Source organism: Acinetobacter sp. WCHA45 (assembly GCF_002165255.2).
Lineage (GTDB): Bacteria > Pseudomonadota > Gammaproteobacteria > Pseudomonadales > Moraxellaceae > Acinetobacter.
Genome location: NZ_CP028561.1, coordinates 953,624 through 978,108 on the forward strand (window position 1 = coordinate 953,624; position 24,485 = coordinate 978,108).

At 39.1% G+C, this 24,485-nt stretch carries 20 protein-coding genes, 1 tRNA gene and 1 pseudogene; 15 read left to right on the forward strand and 7 right to left on the reverse strand.

Going from position 1 to position 24,485, the window contains the following annotated elements; translation table 11 throughout:
• The first annotated feature begins 9 nt into the window (after positions 1-9).
• The 4 genes from pepP to CDG55_RS05885 all read left to right on the forward strand — a co-directional run bounded on the left by pepP (position 10) and on the right by CDG55_RS05885 (position 4,353).
• Positions 10-1,326, forward strand: coding sequence for a Xaa-Pro aminopeptidase (gene pepP / locus CDG55_RS05870; protein WP_087536252.1), 1,317 nt, complete (start codon positions 10-12; stop codon positions 1,324-1,326).
• 164 nt (positions 1,327-1,490) lie between these two features.
• Entirely contained in the window at positions 1,491-2,702 is a 1,212-nt protein-coding gene (gene ubiH, locus CDG55_RS05875; protein WP_087536253.1) for a 2-octaprenyl-6-methoxyphenyl hydroxylase, read from the forward strand.
• Complete coding sequence (locus CDG55_RS05880; RefSeq protein ID WP_087536254.1) at positions 2,699-3,931, forward strand: FAD-dependent monooxygenase; 1,233 nt, start codon at positions 2,699-2,701, stop codon at positions 3,929-3,931. The genes ubiH and CDG55_RS05880 overlap by 4 nt, the downstream gene beginning before the upstream one ends.
• A gap of 173 nt (positions 3,932-4,104) precedes the next feature.
• Complete coding sequence (locus CDG55_RS05885; RefSeq protein WP_087536255.1) at positions 4,105-4,353, forward strand: hypothetical protein; 249 nt, start codon at positions 4,105-4,107, stop codon at positions 4,351-4,353.
• Positions 4,354-4,373: 20 nt separating this feature from the next.
• On the opposite strand, the gene CDG55_RS05890 is transcribed toward CDG55_RS05885, so the two are convergent.
• A complete protein-coding gene (locus CDG55_RS05890) occupies positions 4,374-4,823 on the reverse strand; it encodes a MerR family transcriptional regulator (protein ID WP_087536256.1) in 450 nt (149 codons plus the stop codon).
• A gap of 61 nt (positions 4,824-4,884) precedes the next feature.
• Here CDG55_RS05890 and CDG55_RS05895 point away from each other — a divergent pair, with 61 nt between their 5' ends.
• Entirely contained in the window at positions 4,885-5,526 is a 642-nt protein-coding gene (locus tag CDG55_RS05895; protein ID WP_087536257.1) for a cation transporter, read from the forward strand.
• Between the two features lie 69 nt (positions 5,527-5,595).
• On the opposite strand, the gene rsmI is transcribed toward CDG55_RS05895, so the two are convergent.
• A complete protein-coding gene (rsmI, locus tag CDG55_RS05900; RefSeq protein ID WP_087536258.1) occupies positions 5,596-6,435 on the reverse strand; it encodes a 16S rRNA (cytidine(1402)-2'-O)-methyltransferase in 840 nt (279 codons plus the stop codon).
• 16 nt (positions 6,436-6,451) lie between these two features.
• Here rsmI and CDG55_RS05905 point away from each other — a divergent pair.
• From CDG55_RS05905 to CDG55_RS05920, 4 genes and pseudogenes are all read left to right on the forward strand, one after another.
• A pseudogene (locus CDG55_RS05905) lies at positions 6,452-7,117 on the forward strand (hypothetical protein).
• A gap of 12 nt (positions 7,118-7,129) precedes the next feature.
• Positions 7,130-7,534: a YraN family protein gene (locus CDG55_RS05910; protein ID WP_087536259.1), complete on the forward strand. Its 405-nt coding sequence runs from the start codon at positions 7,130-7,132 to the stop codon at positions 7,532-7,534.
• 87 nt (positions 7,535-7,621) lie between these two features.
• Positions 7,622-8,314 (forward strand): BON domain-containing protein, encoded by a 693-nt coding sequence (locus CDG55_RS05915; RefSeq protein WP_416333006.1) that lies wholly within the window; start codon positions 7,622-7,624, stop codon positions 8,312-8,314.
• Positions 8,315-8,317: 3 nt separating this feature from the next.
• Complete coding sequence (locus CDG55_RS05920) at positions 8,318-9,190, forward strand: alpha/beta hydrolase (RefSeq protein WP_087536261.1); 873 nt, start codon at positions 8,318-8,320, stop codon at positions 9,188-9,190.
• An 18-nt stretch (positions 9,191-9,208) separates the two neighbouring features.
• Here CDG55_RS05920 and nudC read toward each other — a convergent pair whose 3' ends face one another.
• The 3 genes from nudC to dnaQ all read right to left on the reverse strand — a co-directional run bounded on the left by nudC (position 9,209) and on the right by dnaQ (position 13,095).
• Entirely contained in the window at positions 9,209-9,961 is a 753-nt protein-coding gene (gene nudC / locus CDG55_RS05925; protein WP_005157794.1) for an NAD(+) diphosphatase, read from the reverse strand.
• Positions 9,961-11,607 (reverse strand): chemotaxis protein, encoded by a 1,647-nt coding sequence (locus CDG55_RS05930; protein ID WP_087536262.1) that lies wholly within the window; start codon positions 11,605-11,607, stop codon positions 9,961-9,963. Before CDG55_RS05930 ends, nudC begins: the two co-directional genes overlap by 1 nt.
• Before the next feature lie 126 nt (positions 11,608-11,733).
• The gene (dnaQ, locus tag CDG55_RS05935; RefSeq protein ID WP_005157782.1) at positions 11,734-13,095 is read right to left on the reverse strand and encodes a DNA polymerase III subunit epsilon; all 1,362 of its coding nucleotides are present in this window, start codon (positions 13,093-13,095) and stop codon (positions 11,734-11,736) included.
• Positions 13,096-13,375: 280 nt separating this feature from the next.
• Here dnaQ and CDG55_RS05940 point away from each other — a divergent pair, with 280 nt between their 5' ends.
• The 6 genes from CDG55_RS05940 to CDG55_RS05965 all read left to right on the forward strand — a co-directional run bounded on the left by CDG55_RS05940 (position 13,376) and on the right by CDG55_RS05965 (position 23,549).
• The gene (locus CDG55_RS05940; RefSeq protein ID WP_087536263.1) at positions 13,376-16,666 is read left to right on the forward strand and encodes a lytic transglycosylase; all 3,291 of its coding nucleotides are present in this window, start codon (positions 13,376-13,378) and stop codon (positions 16,664-16,666) included.
• A 6-nt stretch (positions 16,667-16,672) separates the two neighbouring features.
• A complete protein-coding gene (locus CDG55_RS05945) occupies positions 16,673-18,523 on the forward strand; it encodes an extracellular solute-binding protein (protein WP_087536264.1) in 1,851 nt (616 codons plus the stop codon).
• Between the two features lie 16 nt (positions 18,524-18,539).
• A complete protein-coding gene (gene yejB / locus CDG55_RS05950) occupies positions 18,540-19,610 on the forward strand; it encodes a microcin C ABC transporter permease YejB (RefSeq protein WP_087536265.1) in 1,071 nt (356 codons plus the stop codon).
• Positions 19,610-20,620 (forward strand): ABC transporter permease, encoded by a 1,011-nt coding sequence (locus CDG55_RS05955; RefSeq protein ID WP_087536291.1) that lies wholly within the window; start codon positions 19,610-19,612, stop codon positions 20,618-20,620. Before yejB ends, CDG55_RS05955 begins: the two co-directional genes overlap by 1 nt.
• Positions 20,598-22,193: an ABC transporter ATP-binding protein gene (locus CDG55_RS05960; protein WP_087536266.1), complete on the forward strand. Its 1,596-nt coding sequence runs from the start codon at positions 20,598-20,600 to the stop codon at positions 22,191-22,193. Before CDG55_RS05955 ends, CDG55_RS05960 begins: the two co-directional genes overlap by 23 nt.
• A gap of 111 nt (positions 22,194-22,304) precedes the next feature.
• Positions 22,305-23,549: an NADH:flavin oxidoreductase/NADH oxidase family protein gene (locus tag CDG55_RS05965; protein ID WP_005157766.1), complete on the forward strand. Its 1,245-nt coding sequence runs from the start codon at positions 22,305-22,307 to the stop codon at positions 23,547-23,549.
• Between the two features lie 5 nt (positions 23,550-23,554).
• Here CDG55_RS05965 and CDG55_RS05970 read toward each other — a convergent pair whose 3' ends face one another.
• Both CDG55_RS05970 and CDG55_RS05975 read right to left on the reverse strand, forming a co-directional pair.
• Entirely contained in the window at positions 23,555-24,238 is a 684-nt protein-coding gene (locus CDG55_RS05970; RefSeq protein WP_087536267.1) for a glutathione S-transferase, read from the reverse strand.
• A 163-nt stretch (positions 24,239-24,401) separates the two neighbouring features.
• Positions 24,402-24,477: transfer RNA gene (locus CDG55_RS05975), tRNA-Glu, on the reverse strand.
• Positions 24,478-24,485 lie beyond the last annotated feature (8 nt).

A 24,485-nucleotide genomic window follows, 5' to 3' on the forward strand; every position in this document is an offset into this window, starting at 1 on the left:
TAGGATAATATGAAATTAACTCAAGCTGATTTTAAACAACGTCGTGATCTTCTTGCTAAACAAATAGGCAGCAATAGCATTGCAATTATTGCGACTCGAGCAGAAATGTATCGTAATCGCGATGCGGATTATAAATATCGTGCAGACAGTAGTTTTTATTATCTGACTGGATTCGCAGAACCAGAAGCGGTTGCAATCATTGAAACTTTTGAAGAAGGTGAGGAATATAGCTATAGCTTGTTCTGCCGTGAACGTAATCGTGAAATGGAAATCTGGAATGGCTATCGTGCTGGGATTGATGGTGCGATTGAAATCTATGATGCAGATGAAGCGTATGCAATTGATCTGCTCGATGAAGAAATTATTGACAAATTATTAAATAAACAGCGTCTTTACTATCGTATTGGCCAAAATGCGGAATTTGATGCACGTGTCAGCCAATGGATTCAAAAGGCAGATGCACAACAGCGTCGTGGTGGCGCTGCACCCGCTGAAGTGGTTCAGTTAGACCGTATTGTTGATGAAATGCGCTTGAAAAAATCAGCAAAAGAAATTGAGTTGATGCAGATCGCATCTAATATCAGTGCAGAGGCGCATACCCGTGCCATGCAAACCGTTAAACCGAATGTGATGGAGTATGCACTTGAAGCAGAACTCAATTATATCTTTGGTAAAAATGGTTGTGTACCTGCTTATAACAGCATTGTCGGTGGTGGTGAAAATGCTTGTATCTTGCATTATGTTGAAAATAACAAGCCTTTAAAAGACGGTGATTTAGTTTTGATTGATGCTGCATGTGAATATGAGTTTTATGCATCGGATATTACGCGGACTTTCCCTGTAAATGGCAAATTTAGTCCTGAACAGAAAGCACTTTATAATATTGTTTTAGATGCTCAATTGGCTGCCATTGATGCAACTCGTATTGGCAATCACTATAAATATCCACATGAAGTGGCTGTCAAGATTTTAACTCAAGGTTTGGTTGATCTTGGGTTGCTGAGTGGCAATGTGGATGAGTTGGTTGAGAGTGAAGCATTCCGTCAATTCTTTATGCATGGTACAGGTCATTGGCTCGGTATGGACGTGCATGATGTCGGTGCGTACAAGACTGGCGAAGATTGGCGTGCTTATGAAGCAGGTATGGTGGTCACTGTTGAACCTGGTTTATATGTTGCACCCGATGATGAAACAGTTGATGCAAAATGGCGGGGTATCGGCATTCGTATCGAGGATGATATTGTTGTGACTGAAAGTGGTCCATTGGTTTTGACCAAAAATGTAGTGAAAACTGTTGAAGAAATTGAGCAATTAATGGCCAGTTAAGTCAGAAATATTGATCTAAAGGTTTATTCTAGGATAAGCCTTTTTTATTTGTCGAATTAAAATAAAATACAGACCAAACAAAGTACAAATTCCAATCTCAATTTGAGTTAGAGTAAGATAGTCTCCAAACATCAAGTCATGAAAAACTGATAAGGAATAATATTATGCAGCAACAAGTCATCATTGTCGGTGGGGGTATGGTTGGACTCAGCCTTGCTTTAATGTTGGCAAAAGCTAATATCGCAGTAAAGTTATTAGAAGCTGTTAAATATCCAAATTACGATGACGAAAATCTAGCTCTATATCACTCAAGTTTTGATGCTCGTAACACCGCTTTGTCACGCCGTAGCGTGCAAATTTATCAAAAGTTAGGATTGTGGGATGCATTACAACAACATGCGACCCCAATTTTACAAGTGCATATCACAGAGCAGGGTAGCTTTGGTAAAGCACGACTAGTAGCAGAACAAGAGAAAGTAGAAAGCTTTGGGCAAGTAATTGAAAATGCGTGGTTAGGTCGAGTATTACTCACCCAAGTTCGTCAGCAGCCTCTGATTGAATTAATTGATGGGGTGCAAGTGACGTCACTGACACAAGATGCAGAAGAGGTTCACATTGAAGCCATGCGCAATGGTGAATATATCCATTCCTTAAAATCCAAGTTGGTGATTGCTGCTGATGGTCGTGATTCATTTTGTCGCCAAGCCATTGGGGTAGGTGTCGATGAACATGATTATGACCAAGTTGCGATTGTCACAACGGTTCAAACCTCTAAACCTCATCAACAGGTTGGTTTTGAGCGTTTTAGCGCATTAGGACCATTGGCGTTATTACCTTTACCTGGTGAATATCGTCGTTCTGTCGTTTGGCCAGTTAAAAAAGGTACTGAAGCAGAATGGTTGGGTGAGGAAAATGATCAGCATTTCTTGGATGCTTTACAGGAAACCTATGGTGATCGTGCAGGTAAGTTTGAAAAAACAGGTAAACGTTTTAGCTATCCATTGGCTCAGGTTTTGGCAAATAAGCAAGCCGTTGGGCGTGTGGTGTTGATGGGTAATGCCGCACATACCATTCATCCAGTTGCAGGGCAAGGTTTTAACCTATGTCTACGTGATGCAGATGTGTTGGTTCGTTTCTTGATGGAGCAATTGGCGAAGTCAGATGATATTGGCAATCCTGATAATTTATTGGCTTATGAACAAGCACGCTTAACTGATCAGCAAAGGGTGATTAAGTTCTGTGATTCAGTGGTACGTGGTTTTAGTAATCAAAATCCAATTCTCAAGTTATTACGTAATACTGGACTGATTGCATTTGATGTGATTCCGGGTGTTAAACCTTTGGTTGCTAACTATGCGATGGGATTAAAAGCATGAGTGAGCTGTTAGATGTTGTGATTGTTGGGGGTGGGTTAGTCGGTGGTCTAACCGCTTTATTGCTAGCCCAAGGTGGGGTACAGGCGACGGTGCTAGATGCTGCACCTGTACTTGATCAGGACAAAACTTTGACTGTGATGAATCCTCGAGTATTGGCACTGAGTCAGGCGACGATTCACTTACTTAAAACAGTTGATGTTTGGAATGGTTTAGCACGTCAAATGCCATATTCAGGTATGCAAGTCTGGAATAAAAATGGTTATGGTGAAATAAATTTTGGACATGCTTCCGAAGAGCAACCTCGTGCAGATCAAGCTTTAGGTTCAATGGTTGAGCCAAGTGTTTTGAATATTGCGATACAGCAAAAAATGTTACAGCAGCTCAAAGATTACCGTACCCAAGTAAAAGTTATTCGCATTGAGCAAATTGCAAAAGGTTGGTCGATTCAATTGGCGGATGGCACGGTACTAAAAACCAAGTTGCTGATTGGTGCAGATGGTGCGAACTCTTTTGTTCGTGAGCAAGCCTATATCGATTTAGATGTAATGGATTACAAACAGGCTGCCATCAGTTGCGCGATTAAAACCACACAACCGAATCAATATGTGGCTCGTCAAATTTTCCTACCGACAGGTCCACTGGCATATTTACCAATGGCGAGTTTGGATGCACAAGAGAACGGCTATTGGCAGTCGATTGTCTGGACTTTACCCGATGATTATGCCGATGAATATTCAGCACTCAGCGATCAAGCATTTATGCAACTATTGACTCAAGAAAGTCTGCAAATGTTGGGAGAAGTAGTTGCGGTTCGTTCTAGAGCACAGTTTCCACTAAAAGCTCGCGCAGCGCAGCGTTATATTAAATCTGGTTTAGCCTTGATTGGTGACGCCGCGCACGTGATTCATCCTTTGGCTGGTCAAGGTGTAAATATTGGCTGTCTGGATGCTGCTGTATTGTGTGATGTTCTACTACACGATTTAAAACGTGGGGTGTGGGCCAATGAGCAAACTTTATTGCGTTATGAACACCAACGTAAAGGTCAGAATGATGCCATGATGCACAGTATGTCCGCGATTGGTTGGTTGGAAAGTTCAGAATTATTTCCGTTTGTTTGGGCACGGAACTTTGGTCTAAAACAAGTTGAACAATTCGATTGGTTTAAAGATCGCTTTATGCGACAAGCGAATGGATTAGGGGCTTTACAGCACACTCGTTATGCTTGCTAAAAAACAGTAGATATTTTTTAAACAATCATTTATAAATCAGAGTGAATTTGGTTATAAAAAGCACAATTTAATGAATATTTTGCTTTGATAAATGAGAAGAGCTTGTTAAATTTCATCAAGTTCTGATGACCAAATAACGATGATGAGAGTTTAGTCATTGTGGGGAGAGTAATATGACGGAAATGAATGATTACGACGAAAACACTGAAGATTCTGCGGTAGACGATGAAGAAGCGAAAGCAGCAGAAAGTGGTGCGGATAGCGAAGAGTCAAGTGCCAATGACGCAGATTTGGCTGAAGCAGAAACCTTAACAGTGACTGCTAAACAGAAACAACGTCAGGCTTTGGAAGATGAGGTTGCCGCGTTTTTGGCACGTGGTGGGCGTATTACCGAAGTGCCACCGGGTGAGTCTCACGAATAAGCTGAAAAGATTTAAAAGCATCACGACTGTGGTGCTTTTTTATGTTGGTGAGATTCATGCTCACATTCAAGTGGTTGATGTAACTCCTTTAAAATACCACATTGCTGAATTGTACGATGTTGAGAGCATTGCTGTTTTAAGTGATAAAGATCTTGCTTGAGATGTTCTAGATTTTTTATTTTCTGAGAAACCTCATTAAGATATTGATCTATTAGATGGTCCACTTCCATACATGTTTGATCTGGTTTTGCGGATAGTTCTTTGAGTTTTTGAATATCGTGCAGCGTAATTCCAAGCTCTCTGCAATGCTTTAGAAATAAAAGCTCTGAAAGCATCTGTTCAGAGTAATAGCGATAATTTCCCGCACTTCTTTTTGCTTTTTCAAGCAATCCAATTTTTTCATAATAACGAATGGTATCGACTGACACACCAGTCTCTTTTGCTAACTGTCCAATCGTAAGATTAATCATGCTTGACTCTGGAGTTACTCTAGGGTTTTAAATCACTATAAAAGATTATGTGAGAAAAGTCATGGCAGGATGTGGATGCAATACAGCATGTGCCCCAGCAAAAAAAATTAGTCCAAAATTCAGAAAAGCACTTTGGATTGCTTTAGTTTTAAATGCACTGATGTTTTTTGTTGAGATTATTGGTGGTTCACATGCACGTTCTGTGTCGTTATGGGCAGATGCATTAGATTTTGCAGGTGATGCCGCCAACTATGCCATCTCATTGGCAGTGTTGTCGATGACCTTGTATTGGCGGGCAACAGCGGCTTTGTTAAAAGGTATTACCATGGCTGTGTTTGGCATTTTTGTTATGATGAAAGTGATGTGGACATGGTGGCTTGGGATCACGCCTGAACCAATGCTGATGGGAACGATTGGTGTACTGGCATTAGTTGTGAATGTGGTTGTTGCATTAATGCTTTATGCATTCCGTGATGGTGATGCAAATATGCGGTCAGTATGGCTTTGTAGCCGTAATGATGCGATTGGTAATATTGCAGTGATTATCGCTGCGGTGGGGGTATTTGGGACAGGGACCATGTTTCCAGATTTAATTGTTGCTTTTATCATTGCATATTTAGGAGTTTCATCTGGTCTTAGTGTCATTCACCAAGCTAGAGCAGAAAGAAAAATAGACCCAGATACTTTCGGTACAAAAGCTTAAAAGAGATTGTTTTGATACTTTATCTTAACAAAGGTGTAGATTTCACAGAAATCTACACCTTTGTTTTTTTTAATCTTTTTGAGTCAATTCCAAAGCGCGTTGATAAGCCACTTTCTTTTTGATACCTGTCAAATCAGCAGCCAATTGAGATGCTGCCTTGACTGATAAATCTTGTAATAAGCGTTTTAGCAACTCATCCAGTTTATCCTGCGCCATGTCTTTTTCAGCAGTGGCACCACCCACCACAACTACAATTTCACCTTTCTCTTGGTTGTGATCATTTTCAATAAAAGTGACCAACTCTTTTAAAGTCATTTTCTTGATGGTTTCAAAGGTCTTTGTGATTTCACGAGCAAAACCTACGGGTCGATCTTCACCAAATACCTCAGCCATATTTTTTACACTGTCTAAAATACGATGTGGCGCTTCATAGAAAATTAATGTTTGTGTTTCATCTTTAAGCTTTTCAAGTTGGCTAATTCGTTGAGATGCTTTTGACGGTAAGAAACCTTCAAAACTAAAGCGATCACTTGGTAAACCTACAGCACTCAATGCTGCAATTGCAGCACAGGCACCTGGTACTGGAATGACGCGGATCTTATGTTCTTGTGCTGCGCGTACTAACTTAAATCCAGGGTCACTAATTAACGGTGTTCCTGCATCACTAATCAGAGCAATACTTTCACCATTTAACATTCTTTGTATAAGTTGATCAATTTTGTTACTTTCATTGTGATCATGGCATGCTGTTAACGGTGTTGAGATATTATAGTGTTTAAATAATTGAGCAGATTGACGAGTGTCTTCTGCCGCAACCACCGATACAGACTTTAAAATATCAATCGCACGAAAGGTCATGTCATCTAAGTGCCCAATCGGGGTTGCTACAACAAATAATTGAGCACTCATAAAAGGTAACTCCCTCATGTATTACAAAAAATATTGTTTGCTGCTAGGTTTGGCAGCGCTTGTAAGTCCTGTATATGCGGACATACTCGTGATTCTACCTGAATCGGGTACGATGGCGCGAGCGAGTCAAAGCATTAAATCATCATTTTCAGAAAGATCGCATCAAAAAGCTTTTTATCGTTCGAGAAACAGGAACTGAGTCAGCAACAGAACTTTTGCTTTCTGCACTAAAGGATCAATTTTCATCAGAAATAGAATTTGTTGATGAAGTACCACAAAAACGATCAAATAAAGAAGGGGTATTATTGTTAGGGAGTCACCATTGGTTGGAACAATTAGGTACATTACCCGAAAAGAATATTTACGTCACACCGATGAGTATTGAGCAGGGACAATCTATTCCAATTGGTTTAAGTTTTGTGATACACCCGCGCTATATAATGGGCAATGGGCAGATTTAATCGAAGCCTATAAGAAACAACCAGAAACAATGGCATTTCAACGTTTATTAGCTTCTGGAGGAGATGCTTGGACGATAAGTCAACAGTGCTTGGAGCAAACTGGACAGGTGCAGTTCTCTTTTGTTGGGCGCACAGGTGTAATTGAATTAAAAGACCGTAAAATCTACAGGCAGCCGTATTGTTACAGGCAGCAGAAAAATAGCATTGAAATTTTAAAATAAGATATGGGCACAATGGAACAACACAAACATCTTTTGGGACAATGGGCAGAACAGACGGCATTGCTATTTTTACAGTCCCAGCAGTATCAATATGTCAATAAAAACTACCATTCACGTTTTGGAGAAATTGACCTGATTGTCAAACGTGGAAATGAGCTGGTTTTTGTGGAGGTGAAAGCCCGTTCCGCAGGCAGTTATGCAGGGGCCTGTGAAGTGATTTCGTATTCACAGCAACGTAAGATTATTAAGACGGCGCAGTTCTTTTTACAAAGATATCCCAATTATTACAATTTTGACTGTCGTTTTGATGTGATCTGTTTTGATTTTCCACAGAAACTTGCAAAAACAGTACAACCAGATTTTTCAAAATTGAAGTATGATCAGCAATGGATTAAACATGCGTTTACTTTGGATTGAGATACGGTTGAGTCATTTCAAGACAAGTGCAGTAGATTGAACAAGTTAGTGGATAGGGAGTCTTGCCAAGTGTTGAAACGTTTAACGATGACGTTGGTTTGCGTTGCAAGTTTATCGGGATGTGCGAGTTTTATTTCTGGTGGAACAGGATCGGCGCCTGTTGGTACAAGTAGTGGTGAACGTAGTCTAGGGCAGGTTTTTATTGATTCTTCAATCAAGCGTACTGCAAATATCAACCTATACAAATTAGACCATCGCTTTAAGCAGTCACGCATCAATATTGAAAGTTTTCATAGTAATGTTTTATTAACAGGGCAAGTTCCTGATCCTTATTTGAAACAATTAGCAGAAGACAATTTAAGAGCGATGAGTGATGTAAAAGCTGTGCATAATTACATTACTGTTGGTAATAAAGTAAATTACAACACGATTATGCAGGACTCTACTGTGACTGCAAATACTCGTGGTTTGCTAATGAGAGCGCCTGTTGTATCTGACAGTAAAGTATTAGTTCATACTGAAAATGGCATCCTTTATGTGATGGGGCGTTTAAATACTGCTGAGATAAGAGACTTAGATGATGTCTTACAAAAAGTTGGTAATGTGAGTAAAATCGTGACACTGATTGATAATATTGATCAACCATCTGGAACGGTAGCAAGTGCTACAGCAGCAACACCGATGATTGGTGGTGCTTCAACACAACCTTTAGTTGAAACTCCAGTTGCAATTGATCCTGATCAGACTGAACCAGCGACTATTACTCTGACTAAACCCTAATCTATGAAGCAACTTATTCAACAAGTACAAGAAAATGTTATACGGGCGAAAAACTTTTATCAGGAATTTCGCCTGTATGATTTAGCAAGCTATTCGATGAATTATCTGACGCCAAAGGATACTTTTGAAAAAGAAGAACATCTTGCTTATGGATTAAAAGCTAGAAATCGACTGGATCTTTATCGAACCAAGAATCCAAAGAAACAAAAACCTTTGATTGTTTTTGTACATGGTGGATCATGGCAACATGGTAATAAGAGAGATTATTTATTCATTGGCGAAACCTTTGCTCGAGAAGGTTTTGATGTTGCTGTTATTAATTATCAACTCGCTCCAGAGAATATCTTTCCAGCATTTGTCGATGATCTAGCGCAAGCGATTCATTATTTGAATCAAAATAAAGTTAAATTGAATATTTCAACCGATAACATCATTTTGATGGGACATTCTGCGGGTGCCTTTAATGTGATGTCTGTGGTGTATTCTGCTCAGCCTCAGCAATTTAAATATACAGATAATATTAAGGCAATTGTTGGTTTGGCTGGCCCGTATCATTTTGACTATAAAGATGATCCTTTATCTGAACATGCATTTGATCCAAAAACATCGTACCAACAAGTGATGCCGTATTATTTTATTCATCCGAATAAGATTAAACATTATCTATTGATGGCTGAGAATGATCAGTTGGTTGGTAATCATAATAGTTTCGATCTTGATAAGGCATTGAGAGAAAAGGGTAATCATAGCCATGTGATGATTATTCCTAAGACTGGACACATTACCATTGTGGCGACTTTGGCCAGTTTTGTAAGTCATTACTTCAAAACCAAGCGAACGATTTTGCATTTCTTAGATGAAGCTTTAGAAAATTAAATAAAAAAAGCATCTTGATTAAGATGCTTTTTTATTCTCAACGATTTGCATAATCATTGCATGTGCAATACTACCTTTAAATGGAATTTCAGGTAGTTGATCAAACTTAAAGAATTGAGCCTCGCTAATTTCTTCCACTTGTAATTGAATATCACCTGAATCATATTCAGCATGAAAAGCAATCATTAAATTACTTGGAAATGGCCACGGTTGGCTCGACATATAACGAATATTTTTTAGTTTTAAACCGACTTCTTCAAAAGCCTCTCGTTGCACAGCTTCTTCTAATGTTTCTCCGACTTCAACAAATCCGGCAATTAGCCCGTACATATTACTTTTATTATGCGCCGATTTCGCAAGTAAGATTTCATCATCACCTTTGGTAATGATTGTAATAATACAAGGCTGAACGCGAGGATATTGATGATAGCCACAAGCAGGGCAAACCATTGCGTATTCTTTGGCATGAATTTCAGTCATATGACCGCAATGGCTACAGAATTTATGATTACGTCGCCATTCTAATAGTTGCACTGCTCGACTGGCTTGAAGAAATTCTGTAGTTGACCATGACTGAATCAGTTCACGGATTGGAACGAGCTGATAGCCATCGGGAATGGCTTCATTTTCAAGTAGATCACGCGCAATAACGTGATCATTATGATTCAAGGGTAAATCACTTGCTAATTTTTCAACTTCTGGCAGTTGCAGGTTTTGGTCGACTAGCAGTTTTTGGTGTTGAAAAATATAAGCAAGTGATAGTTGAGTCATTATGCGGCTATGTTTTGTAATTGCTGACTGCTTGATAATGCCACATCAAACATAGATTGCAATACAGGTTGCTTATTGTTTAGGTTATCAACGAGTAAATCTAAACCAGCAACAACATTTAGAATGCAGTTGATTTGCTCAGCATCAATCGCTTCGTTCTGATTCAAACGATGCTGTGCAAAATGTGCTGCACCTAACAGTGCAGTTTGTTGAGCAGAGCTACCTAAGAATAACGCAGCGCCTGATAACTCATTCAGATATACAGGAAGGGCTTCTAATGTATTAGATGTTGGATCTTGTACATACGAACTTAAGGTTTGAGTCAATGTTTCAATCAAAGTCTTAGTTTCAGTCAACAATGCTCGATGAGCTTCATCTAAGCGATCTAAAGAAATTTGCATATTGTTGACGCGTAATTGTAAACGACTGGAAGTGTAATTACGCTCTAAGATACCGATTGAATTCATCGATGCCAAAATGCTATTCATTAACTGTTGAATAGAAGTTGCATCAGTTAACGTATTCGGTTGACTCAATTTTTCAGCTTGCTGAGTTAATTCTTTAGCTGCTTCATTTAAGTTAAGCACCTTAAATACATTAGAAAGTTGAGTTAACTTTTGCTGTAGTTCTTGGGTTTTTTCAGCCGACATATTTTGATGGTTATACTCAATTTCATTACGAATTTGAGCCATTTCATTTGTTATTAATTGACTGATTGTATGTACCGTTTCATAGTCAGGACCGTATAAATGACGACTCAAAACTTGAAGTTGAGTATCACTGAGTAATTCATCACCAATGTTCAATTGTTGACGAATATGTTGTGATAAATCATCTTCTTGACTGATGCAGATCGTCAAAATATCTGCCAAATCAGCAATACTGTTTTGATAAGTTGTTGGTTGAGCCAAGAATTTTGCAATATTCGTTTCGATTTGAATAAGGGTACGTAAACGTGCTTCTGTAATCAAAAGCTCATCAATATGTCCTAAGCCTACATTGACCAATTGCCAATATTGTTGGCTCGGTAGATTGTTGGCTAAACCTGCAAGGTAAACACCAACGAGTTTAATTCCTTGTAAATCGAGAGGAGATTCACTTTGTTTAATCAGCTTGTTTAAGCATAATTTATAAAGTTGGTGGATATACTTCGATTGTTCCAAACTTGGTGCTTGTGGCAAATTAAAGTTTGGTGTCATGAAATCCAGTAACGGTTGAAGCGTTTGACCTTCTTTGGTAATTGGCTTGCCTAAAGCTTTCTCCAAGCGATTAAGCGTATCAATTAAGAACTGAGGTACTTTGACTTCACGTAAACAAATAAACTCAATATAGCGTTTTAACATCGTTGTACCTTCACTGAGAGCAACGATATCGCTAGTTTTAATTTGTTGCGGTTGAGCCATGATTTGACGCATAAGCTCAGCTGAATATTGAGTGATTTGTGCTAAATGAGGCATATCAATTAATGCAAGTACTTGTGTGCACTGTTCGAACTGATTAAGTGCATCATCAATACCAAAAGGCAATGCTTGTTCTTCGGCAAGCGTATTGACCGCTGTCTCCACCAATTTAATCGAATTGTCGATCTCATTTTTTATTATTAATAATGCAGTTGGGTCGAAATGAATCGAGGTTTGGTAAGACATATGACCTACACCTTTCCTAAGTTGTTATATCCATGAACCTCCTAGAATAGGAGGCAAAATCATTAACAGTTAATATAACTTAAGTTTGAAAACTTGAAATACAAAAAATTACGCTCAACAGCAAATTTATTTTGCAAAAAGGCAAGCGCTTCCATGTTTTTGCTCAAATTGTTTGACCCAAGTCTCATGTTCATTTAGTTCATGTTCTGATGGATAGATAATTGGTAAATCTACTTCGATACGAGAACGTGTGGTTTTATTTTGGTTTTGTTCATTTTGTGAAAGGGCATCCATATCAAAAGAAACTTGTCCACCCGTCATTGCGAGATAAACATCAGCCAAAATTTCAGCATCGAGTAACGCACCATGGAAGGTACGATCACGTGCAGGAATTTCATAACGGCGAACTAAAGCGTCTAAAGAGTTCTTTTGCCCAGGATGTTTATTTTTAGCTAAAGCCAGTGTATCTGTAACTTCGCAAACATCTGATAATAGTGGCAGACCAACACGTTTGAACTCCATATTTAGGAAGTTCATATCGAATGTCGCGTTATGCGCAATAATTTCAGCGCCTTGTAAAAAATTAAACAGTGTGTCGGCAATTTCTGCGTATTTAGGTTTATCTTGCAAAAACTCGTCGCTGATACCGTGAATATCCTCAGAGTCACCTACAGGTTTTTCTGGATTGATATAAATATGAATTGAGCTTCCCGTAAGTTTACGATTGATCATTTCAATCGCACCAACCTCAATAATACGGTCACCATCTTGGAAATAGAAACCTGTAGTTTCGGTATCCAGAATAAGTTGGCGAGGGCCTTGTAAGTGTACTTTTGCCTCAGTAATAACAATCTGAGGGTGAACTGTCGTTGTTGATGTATTTGGGCTTATTGAGTGACTCATTACAGCTACATCAGGCTTAATTTCCTCGATACTGATCTCTTCGACTTCTTCAACCAAGTTATCAATATCTTCATCAAGGTCGAGACCAAATGGGTCATCTAATAACCAGTCAGATTCAGGCTTTTTTGTATCAGCGTTAGCCTGCACGAGAGATTTCATTTGTTGAGCCGTTTGTTCGGCACCGAGATTGGCCAATTGATCAGCCATTTCATTACCAGCATGTCCAGCATGCCCTTTGATCCAATTCCATTCAATTTTTCGGTTAGCGCAAACAGCATCCAACTTTTTCCATAAATCAGGATTTTTAACATCTTTCCAATTTTTCTTTTTCCAACCATGAATCCATTCAGTAATACCTTGTTTAACGTAATTGGAATCAGTCCAAATAATCAGATGTGCGTCTGTAGGGCAAAAACTTACACCTTCAATCGCAGCTTGCAGTTCCATTCTATTATTGGTTGTTTCAGGTTCTCCGCCACAAAGTTTATGTTCACCTTGTTCGGTAATTATATATGCACCCCAACCACCTAAACCTGGATTGCCTTTACATGCGCCATCAACATAAAGTGTGATTGTTTGAGACATAGTTAAACCTAAAGTTAAAAGTTTGTGTTGTATTACGAGATTACATTCATAAAAAATGATGTTTTATTTGAATGTATATGGCTAGAGTTTAGCACTCTAGCTAGATAAGTTATATTTTAAAGCTTAATTCTGGTGTTGAGCGGTTACAAAACTCATATTTTTTAATTTCTTGTAACATTTCCATGCAAATCACGTTAAATTATTGCCTTGTCTAAGTGACATGCTTTACTACAATGGCAAATCAAAGAAATAAACTAGCGTGAGTTGACTGGAAGTTTTTATGTATAAATCGAACACATTGGTGCTGCAAACATCTGCAACATCATTATTCAAAATCACTGTACTCACTTCTGCTCTAACTGCGTTGGGAATCACGACAGGTTGTTCCTCAACACCACAATCAAACAAAGTATCATCATCTAAGCAAGTTGGTTCAGGTTATTTAGATGCAAGTAGTTTAGATTCTTTAGAAGATTTATTATCAGCTACCGATATGCGCGCTGTTGAAGGTGATCGTTTATTGGTACTGAAACACGGTGATGTGTGGAAGCGAATGACGGTTGGATTCAAAATGGATTTAAACCATTGGGATTCTCGTATTGAAGCACAACGTAGTTGGTTTATTTCTCGTCAACCATATTTAGATCGCTTAAGCGCGCGTGCCAGTCGTTATTTGTATCATACGGTTAAAGAAGCTGAACGCCGTGGTATGCCAACCGAATTGGCCTTACTTCCTGTTATTGAAAGTTCTTACGATCCAGCTGCAACCAGTAGTGCAGCAGCAGCGGGTTTATGGCAATTTATCCCAAGCACGGGGCGTATTTATGGTTTGCAGCAAACCAGTCTATATGATGGTCGCCGTGATGTGGTTGAGTCGACACGCGCTGCTTATGAGTTTTTAGGTAGTTTATATAATCAATTCGGTTCATGGGAATTGGCTTTGGCTGCTTATAACGCAGGACCGGGTCGTATTCAACAGGCGATTAACCGTAACCGTGCAGCAGGATTACCAACAGATTACTGGTCATTAAAACTTCCGCAAGAAACCATGAACTATGTTCCACGCTTCTTGGCGGTTGCTCAAATTATTAAAAATCCAAGTGCCTATGGCGTAAGTTTGCCGCCTATCGCAAACCGTCCACACTTCCGTGAAGTTGGTTTAGCTGCACCTTTGGATATGAATCAAATTGCTTCAATTACAGGCTTAAGCCGTGCGGAATTGTATGCTTTGAACCCTGCTCATCGCGGTGAAACCGTTGATCCAATGAGCCCAATGCGTATTTTAATTCCTGCAGATTTAAGTCCGTCAGTCGATGCGAAATTACGTTCTGGAAAAGTAAGTTCAGGTGGTTTCTGGGCAAGCAATAGCCAACCACCTGCAATGAATAACAATACATCTAATGTCGCTACTACCACAGTTCGAACCAATATCAACTCAGGTCAGACGATTACACCGTCAACTAAGACACCACCGCCTTTAACGGCAAGTCATACAGTAGTAACGCGCCCAACAACATCAACGCTGACTAAAACCAATACACCACGAGGTTCTGATGCATTAGCTTCATTTGCTGCTGCTGCCGATGTACCTAGTGCCCCGCGTATTCCCGTTGCGATTACACCAGCGGAAAATGTAAAGCCAGTTAAGATTGAGCCACCGATTTCGGTTAAAGAGCGTGAACAAATTATTGCCGCTGTAAAAGAAACCGGCGAGAAGAAAACAGTTACTCAAGTATTAGAACCACAAGCGACACAAGCAGAAAAAGACCAAGTCGTTGCTGAAATTAAAGCAATTGCACCTCAAGGTACAGAAATTGTCGATCCATTTGATGGCAAGATTAAATTAACAGCAATTCAAACTAGCCAATCTGTTGCTGATCAGAAAGGCGTTGAGGTCAGCAAGGGCTTTGCTTATCCAAAAAACTTAGTTGAAGATGCAGCGACAGCAAATAGTGAAGATGCTAAACGCAATCAAGGAAAGCCGTATATTAAAACGGATACTGATGTTGTTGTGGTTGCTCCGAAAGGAAAACGTAGCACTTATGTCGTGTTACCGGGTGATACCTTGGCTTTGATTGCACAAAAAAATGGCGTCAATTGGCGTGATATCGCAACGTGGAACCAGATTGATCCGACTGGAACTTTATTTGTAGGTGCAAGCCTGTATTTATACGACGCAAAACCACAGGTTGTTGAGGCTGCAAAAGTCGTTGAGCGTAAACCTGAGAGTTATGTCGTACAATCAGGGGATAATCTTACCAATTTAGCAACCCGTTTTGATTTAACTTTAAAACAGTTAGCAGACTATAATAACTTATCAGTGACAGATAATTTATTTGTTGGCCAAAAACTAACGCTCAAAGAACCAAAAAACAATCCACGGAACACTCAATTAAACGCGCCACAACAGTCAGCTCGCACTGTCGAAAATAAAGCAACGACGATGCAAAAGGTAGCCACGAAATCTTATACTGTGAAGCGTGGGGAATATTTAAAACTGATTGCTGATCGTTATGCTTTATCTAATCAAGAATTGGCTGATTTAACTTCTGGTTTGACTGCAAGCAGCAATTTATTTGTTGGGCAAAAAATTAACGTACCGCTGCATGAGGTTTCAAAAACAGAAGAAACTGTCGAACCTAAAAGTGCGGTTAAATATGAAAATGTAACAGCATCAAGTCACTATAAGACAGAGTCCTATATTGTACAGCGTGGTGATACTTTATCGAGTATCGCAACAAAATCTAAAATTACATTGAGTGAATTGGCTGAACTGAATAACTTCAAAGCCAACAAAAGTGTTCGTTTAGGGCAAGTTTTAAAAGTGCCAGCAGGTTCAACGATTCCTGAGCAATATGTCGTGCAATCTGGTGATAGTCTTAATGCAATCGCAAATAAATATGAGCTGACAGTAAATTATATTGCTGATTTAAATGGTTTAGAACGTACCGCAGGTGTCCGCGTTGGTCAAAAGCTCAAGTTAACAGGTGATGTGCCGAGCAAAAATGGTCTCAGTGCAAATAGCAAGTTAAAAGAGAAAGAGCGTGAAGAAACTGCACCAGATGTTTATACCGTAAAATCAGGCGATACTTTAAGCAACATCGCAAGTCGTTATTATTTACAACTAGATTATGTAACTGCTTTAAATGGTCTATCTCGTGGTAGTAGTGTTCGTGTTGGGCAAAAGCTAAAACTTACGGGTGATGTACCAAAAGCTGAATCAGCAAAATCTGAAAATAGTAAAAACAGTGCTAAGTCTACGCCAAGCAAGAATACTGAAAAATATACGGTGAAGGCAGGTGAGTCTCTAAACAGTATTGCAAACCGTTTTGGACTGTCTGGTCGTGAATTGGCTGAGTTAAATGATTTGAAAGCGAATGCAAGTTTGCAACGCGGTCAAAGTATTTTAGTCCCTAAAACAGTGACTGAATACAAAGTAAAACGTGGTGATACTTTGATTGGTCTAGCAAGTAAATATGGTATGGACACCAGTGCACTTGCTGAAATGAATGATTTCACTCCAAGTACACAACTACGTATTGGTGATGTGATTAAAGTTCCAAATCTGTAATTAGGAATGAATCAATTTGTTTTAGTTAAAAGGCTTAGTCTATTCTGTGGGCTAAGCCTTTTTGCTCATTTCGCATGCGCTACTATGCAGACGACACCTTATTTAGCAATGCATGTTCAGCCCAAATATGCAAAGTTAAATGCGATGCCTTATGCCAACCAGAATGCACCTAAAGGGGGAATGCTCAGTCAATCTAGTTTAGGCACATTCGATAATTTAAATAGCATGAATGGCAAAGGGAGTTCTACGGAAGGTGTAAATTATCTTTTTGATAGTTTGATGGATCGCGCTTTAGATGAGCCTCGGGTCATGTACCCATTATTAGCTGAAAAAGTGAGTTACGATCCTGATCATCTTAAAGATGTGATCTTTCATTTAAACCCTCAAGCCCGTTTTAACAATGGTCAGCCCTTGACCGCAGAAGATGTTAAATTCACCTTTGACACTTACCAAACCAAAGCCAATTTAGGCTTTCAAATGTATTTGTCTGATTTAGCAAAAACAGAAGTGATTTCTAAGTATCAGGTCAAATTTATTTTTAAGTCTAAGAACAATGTGGAAATGCCACTGATTTTGGCGAGTCTACCGATCTACTCAAAATTGGATTGGAAAAATAAAGATTTTACGCGTGTGACATTGCAACCGATTGTCGGCTCAGGGCCTTATATTGTTGAGCGAATTGATGCAGGGCGGAGTATCACTTATAAACGCAGTCCAAACTATTGGGCTAAGGATTTGCCAGTCAATAAAGGGCGTTATAATTTTGATCGACTCAAATATGTGTATTATCGAAATTTAGATGTTAGTTTTGAGGGTTTTAAATCTCGCCAATTTAATTTATATGAAGAAAAAAATATTCGTAATTGGATGACAGCTTATCATTTTCCCGCCGTGCAAGCAGGTCAGATCAAAAAATACAAAGCACGTTTGGGGACACCGCTCGATATTCAAAGCTTGGTATTTAATATTCGTCGTTCACCACTGAATGATATTCATCTTCGTAAAGCACTTACGTATGCTTATGATTTTGAATGGCAAAATAAAGCTTTATTCTTTAATCAAAATCAGCGTTTACAAAGCTATTTCGATAATACTGATCTGGCTGCAACAGGTCGACCCAGCGCCGCAGAATTAAAAGTCTTGAAACCTTTCTTCGCTCAACTAAATCCAGTCATACGACAAGGTGTGTTAGCAGATTGGCATTATCCTGTTTCTGATGGTAGTGGTTTCAATCGGCAGAATTTATTGGTTGCACAAAAGATTTTAAAAGATGCTGGCTATGTGATTCGTCGTAATCAATTATATGATCGGCAGGGTAAAGCGGTTCGTATTGAATTATTAATGCAGCAAGAAAACCCACAACGTGAGTTGATGCCTTTTGTGCGTAATTTGAATCGTTTGGGAATCCAAGTTAACCTCAGACAGGTGGATGTTCCGCAATATGTGGAGCGAATCCGTCATCAGGATTTCGATATGATGATGTTGAAATTGCCACAGACCTTGACACCCGGTAAAGAGCAAGCCCAGTTGTGGGGGAGTGCTGCTGCGGATGAAGCAGGAAATTATAACTATTCAGGGATAAAGAACCCTGCAATTGATCAGATGATTAACAAAATTGTCGCCGCAAAAACCCGAGAAGAAGTCGTCTTGTATACTCATGTCCTCGATCGTTTATTGCGTGCAGGGTATTATCAAATTCTGACCTATGGTAAACCTGAGCGATGGTTTGCTTATTGGGATATGTATCAGCAACCGAAAATAAAACCGAAACTTTCTGTAGGATGGGAATATTGGTGGGTGGATCGTGTAAAAGCTAATAAACTCGATCAACCAATACGAAAATCTGACTTAAAATAATGAAGGATCTTATGAGATGGTTCACTATATTCTGAAAAGAATGTTATTGATGATCCCGACATTATATTTCATTGTGTTGATTAACTTTATTATTGTCCAAATTGCGCCAGGTGGACCTGTCGAACAAGCCATCCAACAGATACAAAATGCACAGGGTTTAGGTACAGGAGCAAGCGCTTCATCTAGCCTAAGTAACTTGGCGCAATATCAGGGCGCACGTGGGCTCAGTCCTGAAATGATTGATAAAATTAAAGCACAATATGGTTTTGATCGTCCTGCACATGAGCGTTTCTGGTTGATGATCAAAGGCTATTTAACATTTGATTTTGGTATAAGCTTTTTTAAAGATAAACCTGTTACGCAATTGCTTTATGAAAAACTGCCTGTCACTTTGTCTCTAGGCTTGTGGAGTACCTTTCTGATTTATCTGATTGCGATTCCATTGGGCATCAAGAAAGCCAAAAATAATGGTTTGCTGTTTGATCAATCGACTTCGTTGTTGCTGGCGGTGAGTTATGCCATTCCATCTTTTGTTTTTGCGATTCTGCTCATCGTTTTTTTTGCAGGTGGGAGTTATCTACAGTGGTTTCCATTACAAGGACTAGTTTCTGAAAACTTTAATCAGTTAAGTTTTTTCGCCAAAATAAAAGACTATCTATGGCACATGAGTTTACCCATTTTAAGTATGGTATTAGGGAGTTTTGCTGCACGAACCTATCTGACCAAATATTCCTTTGTAGAAGAATTAAAGAAACCGTATGTTCTGACGGCACGATCAAAAGGTTTAAATGACAATCAGGTACTTTATGGGCATGTTTTTCGTAATGCCATTTTAGTGGTGGTTGCAGCTTTGCCCGAAGCATTGGTGGGTATTTTCTTCGTCGGTAACTTATTTATCGAGATCATTTTTAATCTCGATGGGATTGGCTTGTTGGGTTTTGAAGCAATCACCCAACGTGATTATCCTGTAATTTTTGGAACTTTGTTCTTATTTACCTTATTTGGAATGATTTTACGTTTAATTGGTGATTTGCTTTACCAAATGATTGATCCTCGGATTGATTTTGAAGCGAGGGGTGGAAAATGATGTCACCTCTGATGCGCGCACGATTTCACCGTTTTAGACAAAATAAATTGGGCGTTCGTTGTCTCATTCTATTTTCAATCATTTTTATTTTGTCATTATTTGCTGAGATTATTGCTAACGATAAACCTTTGTTGGTTCGTTATCAGCAGTCTTTTTATTTTCCTATTTTTAAAGACTATCCAGAAACCACGTTCGGTGGTGTCTTTGAAACGGCGACAGATTATCAAGACCCTGCGGTAAAACAACTAATTCAAAATCAAGGCTGGATGATTTCTCCACCCGTTGCATTTTCTTATCAGTCACCAAATCTTTCGCTTACTGTACCAGTTCCCTCCAAACCGAGTTCACAAAACTGGCTTGGAACGGATGATCAGGGACGAGATGTATTCGCTCGTATTCTCTACGGTTTACGTGTTTCTCTCCTATTTGGCTTTGCTCTGACACTTTGTTCCGCCGTGATTGGTGTTATTGTCGGTGCAATTCAGGGCTATTACGGTGGTTGGATCGATTTAATTGGGCAACGTGTCTTAGAAGTATGGGGTGGTTTACCTATGCTTTTTATCGTCATGATTTTGGTCAGTATGTTTAGCCCTAGTGTCTATTGGTTGTTTTTGATCATGTTGTTGTTTGGTTGGACAGAATTAGTGGGTTTAGTCAGAGCAGAGTTTTTGCGTGCCCGAAATTTTGATTATGTTCGTGCGGCTCAAGCCTTGGGTGTTCGTGATCATCAAATTATTTTTAAGCATATTTTACCCAATGCCATGAGTTCTAGCTTGTCGCAAATCCCTTTTATGTTGACCGCCAATATTATCGCTTTAACTGCATTAGATTTTTTGGGTTATGGTTTACCACCAGATGCTGCTTCACTTGGGGAGCTATTATTACAGGGTAAAAATAACCTAGATTCACCTTGGTTGGTACTTTCAGGATTCTTTACTTTAGCAATTGTACTTTCTTTACTGATTTATATTGGGGAGGCGGCGCGTGATGCATTCGACCCAAGACGATAATACGGTTTCAAATCCAGCTTTATTAAGGGTTAAGCAACTCAGCATTCACAATGAAACAGGACATCGTCTTGTGAAAGATTTGAGTTTTGATGTTTACCCTGCAAAGACTGTTGCGATTGTGGGAGAAAGTGGGTCTGGTAAATCAATCAGTGCTTTGGCTTTATTGGGATTGTTACCTAATAATCTAACAGTACAAGGACAAGTTGAGTTTGCAAGTCAAGCGCTGTTGTCTTTAAGTCCAATTCATTTACAGCAGGTTCGAGGCAAGCGGATTGCCATTATTTTCCAAGAACCAATGACTGCATTAAATCCTTTGCATCATGTCGAAAAAATGATGGCTGAAAGCTTGATTTTGCGTGGTATTTCTACAGCGGATATTCGACAACAGACGCTTTCTTTATTGCAGGATGTTGGGATTGCTGAAGCAGCGCAAATTCTTAAGTGCTATCCACATGAGTTGTCGGGTGGGCAACGACAGCGTGTGATGTTGGCGATGGCTTTGGCTTTAGAGCCAGAGATTTTGATTGCGGATGAACCAACAACAGCATTGGATGTGGTTTTACAGACGCAAATTTTAGCTTTATTAAAAAAACTACAACAGCAACGAAACATGGCGATGATTTTGATTAGCCATGACTTAAATCTGGTTAAGCAATATACAGATCATGTGGTCGTGCTGAATCAAGGTCAGGTAGAAGAGCAGGGTAGTACGACTGAAATTTTTACACACCCCAAAACTGCATATACACGAAATTTACTCAATCACGATTTTGGACAAGCTCTATCGCTAACGCCGAGCGAGACATTACTTGAACTAAAAAATGTCACGGTCAAATATCCTATCAAACGTGGTTTATTGAACCAAATTAAAGCGTATAAGGTCGCAGCGGACTCAATACATTTCAATTTGTCCAAAGGCGAGTCTTTGGGTATTGTTGGTGAGAGTGGTTCGGGAAAATCATCATTGGCTTTAGCGATTGCACGTTTGATTTCAAGTGAAGGCGAAATTTGCTTGCAGTTTCAAAACTTAAATCAACTCAATCAAAAACAACTTCGCCCCCTACGCCGTGATTTTCAAATTGTATTTCAAGATCCATTTAGTAGCCTAAATCCTCGGATGTCTGTTGAACAAATTATTGCGGAAGGGCTTCACCTTCAAAATATTACTAAGCAACGATCTGATGAGGAAATTGATGACGTTTTAACGAAAGTTGAACTCTCTTTGGAGGATAAAAACAAATATCCGCATCAACTTTCAGGTGGTCAACGACAAAGGGTCGCACTGGCACGCGCTTTAGTTTTAAAACCGAAGCTGATTATTCTAGATGAACCAACTTCTGCCTTGGATCGAGTAACACAACGTTCAATCATTGCGTTGTTGCGTCGTTTACAGCAACAGGAGCAGATTAGTTATTTATTTATCAGTCATGACTTGCAAGTCATTAAAGCCTTGTGCCAAAAAGTCATGGTGATGCATCATGCGAAAGTATTGGAATATCAAGCAACAGCACTTTTATTTAGTCAGCCTCAAACAGCGTATACCCGTCAATTGATTGCCGCGAGCGAATATTAGCATTGAAATTAAATTGACATATGATATTGTCAGTTTATCGAAAGAACGCTTGACAGTTACAATAATCAGATTAAATTAGGGCAAATACTCTAATTGGGACAGAGGATGACCATGAGTCAGATTGCAGACAGTATTCAAATTCGTAATACCACATTTAAAAACCGCATTATCAAAGGTGCCATGAGTGAAGCACTTGCTAATCACGAAGGGCAGCCAAATGAATTGCACATAGGCTTGTATGAGGCATGGGCAAAAGGTGGTTTAGGTTGTGCGATTACAGGCAATGTGATGGTCAATATTGCTGCCAAAAATGAGCCTGGCGTGGTTGCGATTGAAACTGAACGTGACTTAGCAAAATTAAAGCAATGGGCTGATGTTGGTAAAAAATATGGCATGGTGCAGTTGATTCAATTGTCTCACCCTGGTCGCCAATGTCCAAAAGGTTTGAATAAAGAAACTGTTGCGCCATCGGCAGTTCCTTTTAGTCCAATGCTTGCAGCAATGTTTGGAACTCCCCGAGAACTTAAACATGAAGAAATCTTAGATATTATTCAACGTTTTGCAACAGCCGCAGCAGTGTGTGAAAAAGCAGGATTTGAAGGTGTGCAGCTTCATGGGGCTCATGGTTATCTGATTAGCCAGTTCCTATCTCCATTAACCAATAAACGTACCGATCAATGGGGTGGTTCGATTGAGAATCGTATGCGTTTCTTGGTTGAAATTTATAAGGCTGTCCGTGCTGCAACATCAGAAAACTTTATTATTTCTGTGAAACTTAATTCAGCTGATTTCCAACGTGGTGGAATCACAGAAGAAGATGTCATTACTGTATTCAAAACCATTGATGAAGCTGGTATTGATATTATCGAAATCTCAGGTGGTACCTATGAAGCACCTGCAATGGCAGGTGCTAAAGCTGAATCACGTAAAGCCAGTACCATTGCACGAGAAGCGTATTTCTTAGAATTTGCTGAAAAAATTCGTCAGCATGTGGCGTGCAAATTGATGGTAACGGGTGGTTTCCGTACAGTAGCAGGAATGAATGCAGCACTTCAAAGTGGTGCATGTGATTTTATTGGTATTGCTCGACCACTTGCAGTGGAAACGGATCTTACTGATCGTTTAATTGCAGGCAATGATGTACGTTATGCCGTGAATAAAATTAAAACAGGGATTCCTTTTGTTGATAAAATGGCAATCATGGAAATTATTTGGTATGCGGCACAATTTAAAGCGATTGGGCAGGGTAAAAAACCAAATCCTAAATTGTCACCTTTAATTGTGTTTTTGAATTATGCAAAAGGCAATATCAAGGCTGTTGTTAAAGGTCGGGTGAATTCGCGTAAATCGGCATAACTGAATTACCACGCCATCGTCCAATAAGATTGAAACGTAGAAGCAGACCATTGTCCTTTGATTAAAGATTTTTTAAAGGCTGGTCTGTTTTCTATTTGAGCTAAATAACGCTGTATATGTTTACATTGATGGTTGTTTTGTGCGCAAGCGAATAATGGAAACCACATCAAAATATCTGCAACCGTAAATTGATCCCCAGCAAACCATAAATGATCTTTTAAATACTTATCAATCATGGTTATTTGTTGCTGTAACGATGGATTTAAATAGCCTTGATCAAATCCATATTTTAAAAATTTTGAAACGAAGCGAACAGGAAATGGTGTACGTTGTACAATTTGGTGAAAAATTTGTTTGAGTAGCAGATCGGGGATAAAGGTCGCCTCAGAATAATTCTTCCAATAATAAAAACTTTGAAGTTGTGATCCTAATAATTTAGTTTGCCCTAATTGGGGATATAGATAAGACAAGTAATCAATAATCGCTGAAGTTTCGGCTAAGATAAAAATTTGCTCTCGATTTATTATTTCAACAGCAGGAAATTTGGATAATGGATGCGGTGAATTTTTCTTTTGATCTGTGTTTGAATGGTGGTTGATGACTAACTCGTAGGGAAGTCCTAATTCTTCTAAAAACCAAACGATGCGCTGAGAACGTGAATTTTGTAAGTGGAATAAACGGATTTGCATATTAGGTTTAAATTTATGGTTTTGATCTATTTTTAGTATAGGGTAGAAAATATGCTAAGAATAATAAAATAGATTTTTCAAAATAATTATTTTGTAGCAGCTCTATTTATAAAGAACCAATAAAAAAGCCACTGTCTTAAAGATGCAGTGGCTTTTTTGAATTTGGCGTCCCTACGGGGATTCGAACCCCGGTTACCGCCGTGAAAGGGCGATGTCCTAGGCCTCTAGACGATAGGGACTTCTTGAG